Below are 6,503 nucleotides of genomic sequence, written 5' to 3'. Positions count from 1 at the left end.
TATTCTTCATGACGAAGATTTAGGTGCTTTCATAAGTAAGCTCGATTATCTAAGCGATTATCAGAAAGACAAAATTATGGCTGCTGCTAAAAGTGTTATACTCATGCATTCACCTGGTGGACGTTGTTCTCATGAAACTAACGCTGAAGATATAATATCTCACATAGGAAAATATTGTCTTGCAAAAAGTCAAAAGACTAGAGATTATTTTTGCTTACGAGGAGATACAAACAAAGACATAGAAGCTGTAAATAAAGTTTGTGAGGAGTTAAGCAATCGCTATGCAGACAAATAAGAACATCATTACAAATGATACTGGTGAACAAGTGGAGGCGACTACACCTGTTGTTATTTCTGCCAGCCGTTAAACATATACCCCATCTTTTCTGCCAAGTGGTTTCCTACCACTTGGCAGAAATCAAATGATGGTAACACATTCCATTTAACCAATAAATATTAGCACAAAATGGCAACTTTACATAACTATAAATGTCATAAATGTGGCTTTAGCATTCTATCATCTAAAGATGGAGACAATAGTGTACTTTCAGGTCCTGGGCATTTTTATAAATGTACAGAATGCAATCACGTCTTTACAAAGAACTGGATATATAAGGATATATACTTAAGTGCAAAGGAGTATCCTCTTGAGAAAGATAAATATTTGGCTGATATTTTGATGAAAATTGTTCCTGAAGAATTTCAAGAGTGCATGAAAAATGATGTTTTGTGGTTTCAGAATGAAGTTGTTAAAGGTGAAGAATCAAAATATTTTGGAAAGAATTTAATTCATGATGCCGTTATATGGACAGAAGAAACTTTTTGGGAAAAGTTGCTTAGATTTCTTCATAGAAGGAAGTATGCAAAGTTTATTAATTTCTCTGAGTTCATGGTTTTTATGAAAAGAGGTGAAATAAGAAAAATATTAGCATATAAAAATAGTGCAAACAATGTTAAATGCATCCTTTGTAACGGAAATGCAGAATTATGGAATCCATCTAAAGGCTGTCCTATATGTGGTAATGTTTTAGAAAAACAGGAGAATTATATGATTTTTGCAGATTAAAATGAACAATAAAGTAACAATTTTAACAGAGCAAGGTGATAATGTAGAAGCAACAGCTCCTGTCATAATTTCCGCCAGCCGCTCCACAGATATACCAGCCTTTTACGCCAAGTGGTTTTTCAATCGCTTGGCAAAAGGTTATTGTGCTTGGTACAATCCGTTCAATCAGCAAAAGATGTATATCTCTTTCAGTGAGTGTAGAGTTGTTGTGTTTTGGACAAAGAACCCCAAACCAATAATGCCCTATCTTCATATATTGGATGAAATGGGCATTCATTATTACTTCCAAGTGACACTGAATGACTATACAAAGGAAGGCTTTGAGCCTAATGTACCTTCTGTAGAAGAGCGTATTAAAACATTCAAGAATTTGTCAGACACAATAGGCAAGGAAAAAGTCATTTGGAGATTTGATCCTTTGATCATCACTTCAACCATTGGGCCACGAGAATTGCTTACAAGAATATGGCATATCGGAAACAAACTGAAAGGCTACACTAATAAATTGGTTTTCAGTTTTGTTGACGTAAAAGCATACCGCAAGGTTCAGAATAATCTTGTTAAGGAAACTATTTTCTTCACAAAAGAAGATGTTGAGAATGCAGAAGCTAATTATGCCCAAAGAATAGAGATTGTACAAGGACTCAAGAAAATTCGAGAAGCGTGGCATGACCAAGGCTGGGATGTTGAAATGGCTACATGTGCTGAAGATATTGATCTTGAATCTTACGGCATTGAGCATAATCGGTGTATTGATGGGGAACTGATGAAACGTATTTTTGCTGATGACGAAGAATTAGTTTACTATCTTCATACCCTAAAATGGCCAGAAAGGGATATGTTTGGAAATCTTCCACCTATTCCAAAGAAAGAAAAGAAAGTAAAGGATACTGGACAACGAAAAATTTGCGGTTGCATGGTGAGTAAAGATATTGGTATGTATAACACTTGCCGTCATTTCTGCGTATACTGTTATGCAAATACAAGTAAAGAATGTGTATTAAGAAATGCTGAAAAGCATGACGAAAATAGTGAAAGTATCATAGACTGATTTATGCTCGAACACGAATTACAACAATATCTCCTTCGTGAGTACCCACAAGAGAACGCTCGCTGTGAATGGAAGGAATTTAAGAATTTGAAGAACTCGTTCTGTGGGGACGAGAAAAATGATGTCATATCCTATGTGTCGTCTATTGCCAACATAGAGTTGAACAGTTGGTTATAGGCGTACATAATAACTCATTGAACTTATGAAAAAATTCAATATGGAGCGCATCTTCAAAAGATCGCAAAAGAACAAGGAATCATATTTTGGTGTAGAACTATACGCATGGCCGTTGATGTTTTTCCCAACCCACGATGATACTATAGAAATAAATATACTTTATGAATCAGATGACAAAAGACAGAAGTTAGCAGAGGAGATGTTGGCGGAATGTAACACGGAACATGCATCCCTCGTGCGCATGTGGAATATGGCTGTGCTCTCATTTTACGGAGATAGTTTGATAAATAATCCATTCAAGAAAGACATAAAATTCGCAATAGCATTGCTCAATAAGATTCATCGACGAGAGAAAGAATTGTTAGGTGATAGTATGCACAAGTTATATGTGTATAAGCAACTGTACGACTTCCGTACGTATATATATCGCCACAACATTTTGAAAGAAATAAGTTGGAATCTGAAATTTATCAATGATAAAACGGATTATCCATTGCATATGATTCCTAATGCCAAACGCCCAGAATATGGATTGCTGAGTGAGTTCCCTGCGTTAGACATTGAAGATGGCTGGCATTTTTCTATAGGACACAATCAAAATTGGCATGAACTCGACAATTTCTATTTTCCTTACGATGGTATATTTAAATTGTATGCGTATGATGAGACAGGAAGGAAAGATAACGACTTCTTCAAGCATCTATGCATAAACAACAGTGTTGTGGGCGGATGGTGCATATTACTGTTTCTTGAAGGCTTCTTCCATGTAACTGTAGATAGGTTTATGAACAACAAATATTACTTTTGCCCATATGTGAAGACTGAGGATGAGATAACGGCTATGTGCAAAAGTGGCTGCACGATAGACCTGCACCGCCCTGACACATACTTGCCATACGGTGACTCTACTATGATTGATGAAAATCGATGCCGTATTGACATCGTGTTCAAACGATACCTAAGACAAGAACGCATGTACAAGCGCATACACGCCACCATCATACTTGAGAATAATCGTCTGGTTGGTGTAGCGCTGAAGATTGTGAATAATAGCATAAATACTAAACACTGATATTAGATTAATTATAAACTCCAAAATCAATGGAACGTGAATTGATAGATAGATTTAGAGGTTGCCTATATGGTCAAGCCATTGGCGATGCGCTTGGATTGGGGACGGAATTCATGACCGATGAGGATATTGCTTGGAAATATCCTCATGGACTACAACACTACAAGCAGATATACCAAGACAGACATCGGAAACGATGGGAAATTGGCGATTGGACTGACGACACAGACATGATGCTATGCATTGCTGATGCAGTAATTGAGGACAAAGGTGTCAATTTCTTAAATATCGCCAGGCATTTCAAAACTTGGGTAGAAGGCATGCCTATGGGTATAGGGTCGCACACCTATAAGGTTCTTACTATTGGCGACTATGCCGAAAAGCCGTTTGATGTTTCGTATATGGCCTGGAAGATGAGCCGCTACCAGTCAGCCGCCAATGGTGGACTGATGCGTACATCCGTAGTCGGACTATTCCCAAAAGAAACAACAGCCTGTGCTGAGAAAATATGTCAGCTCACTCATTACGATCCAAGATGCGTAGGCTCATGTGTGATAGTGTCCGAACTTATACACGCATTGGTCTATGGCATCGAACCTCCTACACGCTCCCAAATGAAGGATATTGTCAAGCAATATGATGTGGAAATATGTGATTATATAGACAACGCATGGGCGGAACCTCATGTCAAACCGCTTGTAGACTATGACAATTGGGGCTACACCCTGTCTACTCTATCTGTAGCTCTATGGTCATATTGGCATGCCTCTTCATTCGAAGAAGGATTGCTTACCGTTGTGAATGCAGGAGGAGATGCAGACACAAATGCAGCAGTTGCATGTGCCATTCTTGGTGCGAAGTATGGATTTCACGCTATTCCCAAAGAATATGTAGACGGTCTTTTGTATAAGGAGTCCTTGGACAAAACTATAGATAGCCTTTTGGATATTTGTATAAAATAAAAGAAACAACAGACGAACGTTTGACGTTTTTGGTTACTATTCCTGTTCATGAAGGGTGTGGCGAAAGTTCGGAAATAGATTTACTTGGTTCGGAAACTCATCATGAAAGTTCGGAGAGAAAAGAAATTAGTTCGGAGACAACCTCAAAAAGTTCGGAGAGAAATGTTGATACAATGAAAGATGTATATAATTGTATAGATAGAAAAAAACGTAGCGGAGACTCTCCGCTACGTTTATATTTATAGTAAATGTCCGATTAGTCTTCTAATGCACCGATAATCTCGCTTACAGAAGAGCAACCGTGATTGTCGAGCCAGTTGTTGATGCCGTCGCGCACCTTGATGGTTACGGTGGGGTCGAGGAAGTTGGCGGTGCCGATCTCGATGGCTGTTGCGCCAGCCATGAGGAACTCGATGGCGTCCTCGGCGGTGCAGATGCCACCAAGACCCACTACCGGAATCTTCACAGCCTTAGCCACCTGCCATACCATGCGTACGGCAACCGGCTTGACAGCCGGACCGCTCAGTCCGCCGGTGTTGATGCTGAGCATTGGGCGGCGGCGCTCGATGTCGATAGCCATGCCCATGAGAGTGTTGATGAGCGATACGCTGTCAGCACCCTCTGCCTCTACAGCCTTTGCAATCTCGGTTACGTCAGTTACGTTCGGCGAGAGCTTCACGATGATAGGCTTGTTGTAGCGTTCGCGTACGGCGCGCACTACGCTGGCTGCGCCCGTTGTGGTTACGCCGAAAGCCATGCCGCCCTGCTTCACGTTAGGGCAGGAGATGTTCAGCTCGATTGCCGGGATTTTATCCAGCTCGTTGATGCGTGCAGCGCACTCGGCGTAGTCGTCTGGCGACGAACCGCTTACGTTGACAATCATGTTTGTGTCGATGTCCTTGATCTGCGGGTAGATGTTGCGGCAGAAATAGTCGACGCCCTTGTTCTGGAGGCCCACGCAGTTGAGCATGCCCTGCGCTGTCTCAGCCATGCGCGGATAGTCGTTGCCCTCGCGCGGGTTGAGTGTGGTGCCTTTAACGATGATGCCACCAATCTCTTCGAGCGGCACGAAGTCGGCGAACTCCAGACCGTATCCGAATGTTCCCGATGCGGTCATCACGGGGTTTTTCAGTTTCAGACCGCCAATCTTTACACTTAAATCTGCCATGTCAGTTTCTTTATATTCATTACCGGACCTTCCTTACATACACACTTGTTGCCTTCCACTGTCTTCTCTACGCAGCAGAGACATGCTCCGACGCCGCACGCCATCTTGTTCTCGAGCGATACCTCGCACTCGATGTCGTTCTTGAAGGCGTAGCGAGCCACAGCCATCATCATCGGCTTCGGTCCGCAGGTAGAGATGCGGTCGAAGTGCTCCTGAGCCAGTACGGAGTGGTTGGTTACGAAGCCCTTCTCGCCTTCGGATCCGTCCTCGGTGGTGATGAGCACGCGTCCTACCTGCTCGAAGAGTTCGCGCTCCAGCACGTCCTTAGCCGAGCGTGCGCCGAGCAGGAATGTCGGTTCGCCGCCCATCGCCTTGATGCGCTTGCCGAAGTAGAGCAGCGGAGCCACGCCCACGCCGCCACCTACGAGCAGCACCTTCTGTGCGCTGTCTGTCGGCATTGTGAACGAATTGCCGAGTGGCAGCATGCAGTTGAGACGGTCGCCCTTCTGCAGCTTCTGCAGTTGGCGTGTGCCGTCGCCCACGGCAGCCACGAGGAGCCAAAGCTCGTTGCGGTCGTAGTCTACATTATTAATAGAGATAGGACGGCGCAGGAATGTAGACGGCGAATTGTCTACGCGCACCTCCACAAACTGACCGGGAAGCATCTCGGGCAGCGGTTTGTCGTCGGTGAGCTTGATGAGCACGTGCTTGTCGCTCAATGCTTCAACGCTGTTGACCGTAAGGTCGAGTATGAACTTTTTCATTTATTTTTGTTTGTCTTGTTGCTTTGTGACAGTATGTATATATTAGAGGTGTAGCTTAACTTCTGCAAAGTTTGTGCAAACCGAGAGCAATGGAACTTGTTTCAATTGCCGAGGTGCCGCCAAACTTCTGCAAAGGTAATAAAAAAGTAAAAGAGTAAAAAAGTAAAAGAGTAAAAAAAGTAAAAGTATAAACCCGAATCGGTCATTAGGATTTCTCTGTGTCGTACGGCAAAGAGAAATCCT

Annotated in this window: 7 protein-coding genes and 1 pseudogene; 6 read left to right on the top strand and 2 right to left on the bottom strand. The window is 42.6% G+C overall.

Annotation, left to right across the window (positions count from 1 at the left end):
• The 6 genes and pseudogenes from KTQ90_RS12435 to KTQ90_RS12415 all read left to right on the top strand — a co-directional run.
• The coding region (locus tag KTQ90_RS12435; protein ID WP_217318699.1) for a hypothetical protein at positions 1-295 on the top strand (295 nt) is incomplete at its 5' end.
• 171 nt (positions 296-466) lie between these two features.
• The gene (locus KTQ90_RS12430; protein ID WP_217318698.1) at positions 467-1,066 is read left to right on the top strand and encodes a hypothetical protein; all 600 of its coding nucleotides are present in this window, start codon (positions 467-469) and stop codon (positions 1,064-1,066) included.
• 1 nt (position 1,067) lies between these two features.
• Entirely contained in the window at positions 1,068-2,117 is a 1,050-nt protein-coding gene (locus KTQ90_RS12425) for a DUF1848 domain-containing protein (RefSeq protein WP_217318697.1), read from the top strand.
• A 3-nt stretch (positions 2,118-2,120) separates the two neighbouring features.
• Positions 2,121-2,320: pseudogene (locus tag KTQ90_RS13785) on the top strand (RNA-binding domain-containing protein); the annotation flags it as partial.
• On the top strand, positions 2,320-3,366 hold the full coding sequence (locus tag KTQ90_RS12420; RefSeq protein WP_217318696.1) for a hypothetical protein: 1,047 nt from the start codon (positions 2,320-2,322) through the stop codon (positions 3,364-3,366). The pseudogene KTQ90_RS13785 and the gene KTQ90_RS12420, both read left to right, overlap by 1 nt.
• A gap of 29 nt (positions 3,367-3,395) precedes the next feature.
• Positions 3,396-4,328 carry an ADP-ribosylglycohydrolase family protein gene (locus tag KTQ90_RS12415; protein ID WP_217318695.1) on the top strand — a complete coding sequence of 311 codons (933 nt, stop codon included), beginning with the start codon at positions 3,396-3,398 and terminating at the stop codon, positions 4,326-4,328.
• A gap of 256 nt (positions 4,329-4,584) precedes the next feature.
• Here KTQ90_RS12415 and KTQ90_RS12410 read toward each other — a convergent pair whose 3' ends face one another.
• Both KTQ90_RS12410 and KTQ90_RS12405 read right to left on the bottom strand, forming a co-directional pair.
• Complete coding sequence (locus KTQ90_RS12410; RefSeq protein WP_217318694.1) at positions 4,585-5,496, bottom strand: dihydroorotate dehydrogenase; 912 nt, start codon at positions 5,494-5,496, stop codon at positions 4,585-4,587.
• Positions 5,484-6,260 (bottom strand): dihydroorotate dehydrogenase electron transfer subunit, encoded by a 777-nt coding sequence (locus KTQ90_RS12405; RefSeq protein ID WP_217318693.1) that lies wholly within the window; start codon positions 6,258-6,260, stop codon positions 5,484-5,486. The genes KTQ90_RS12410 and KTQ90_RS12405 overlap by 13 nt, the downstream gene beginning before the upstream one ends.
• Between the last annotated feature and the right edge of the window lie 243 nt (positions 6,261-6,503).

The organism is Leyella stercorea, assembly GCF_019052365.1.
Classification (GTDB): domain Bacteria; phylum Bacteroidota; class Bacteroidia; order Bacteroidales; family Bacteroidaceae; genus Prevotella.
The sequence above is the reverse complement of the archived record's forward strand: the minus strand, read 5'-3'. Positions and strand labels throughout refer to the sequence as shown.

What these genes read in the sequence shown, in the direction of transcription:
- KTQ90_RS12425 (WP_217318697.1), top strand. Translation starts at nt 1,068, where the DNA reads ATGAACAATAAAGTAACAATTTTAACAGAGCAAGGTGATAATGTAGAA.
- KTQ90_RS12410 (WP_217318694.1), bottom strand. Translation starts at nt 5,496, where the DNA reads ATGGCAGATTTAAGTGTAAAGATTGGCGGTCTGAAACTGAAAAACCCC.
- KTQ90_RS12420 (WP_217318696.1), top strand. Translation starts at nt 2,320, where the DNA reads ATGAAAAAATTCAATATGGAGCGCATCTTCAAAAGATCGCAAAAGAAC.
- KTQ90_RS12430 (WP_217318698.1), top strand. Translation starts at nt 467, where the DNA reads ATGGCAACTTTACATAACTATAAATGTCATAAATGTGGCTTTAGCATT.
- KTQ90_RS12415 (WP_217318695.1), top strand. Translation starts at nt 3,396, where the DNA reads ATGGAACGTGAATTGATAGATAGATTTAGAGGTTGCCTATATGGTCAA.
- KTQ90_RS12405 (WP_217318693.1), bottom strand. Translation starts at nt 6,260, where the DNA reads ATGAAAAAGTTCATACTCGACCTTACGGTCAACAGCGTTGAAGCATTG.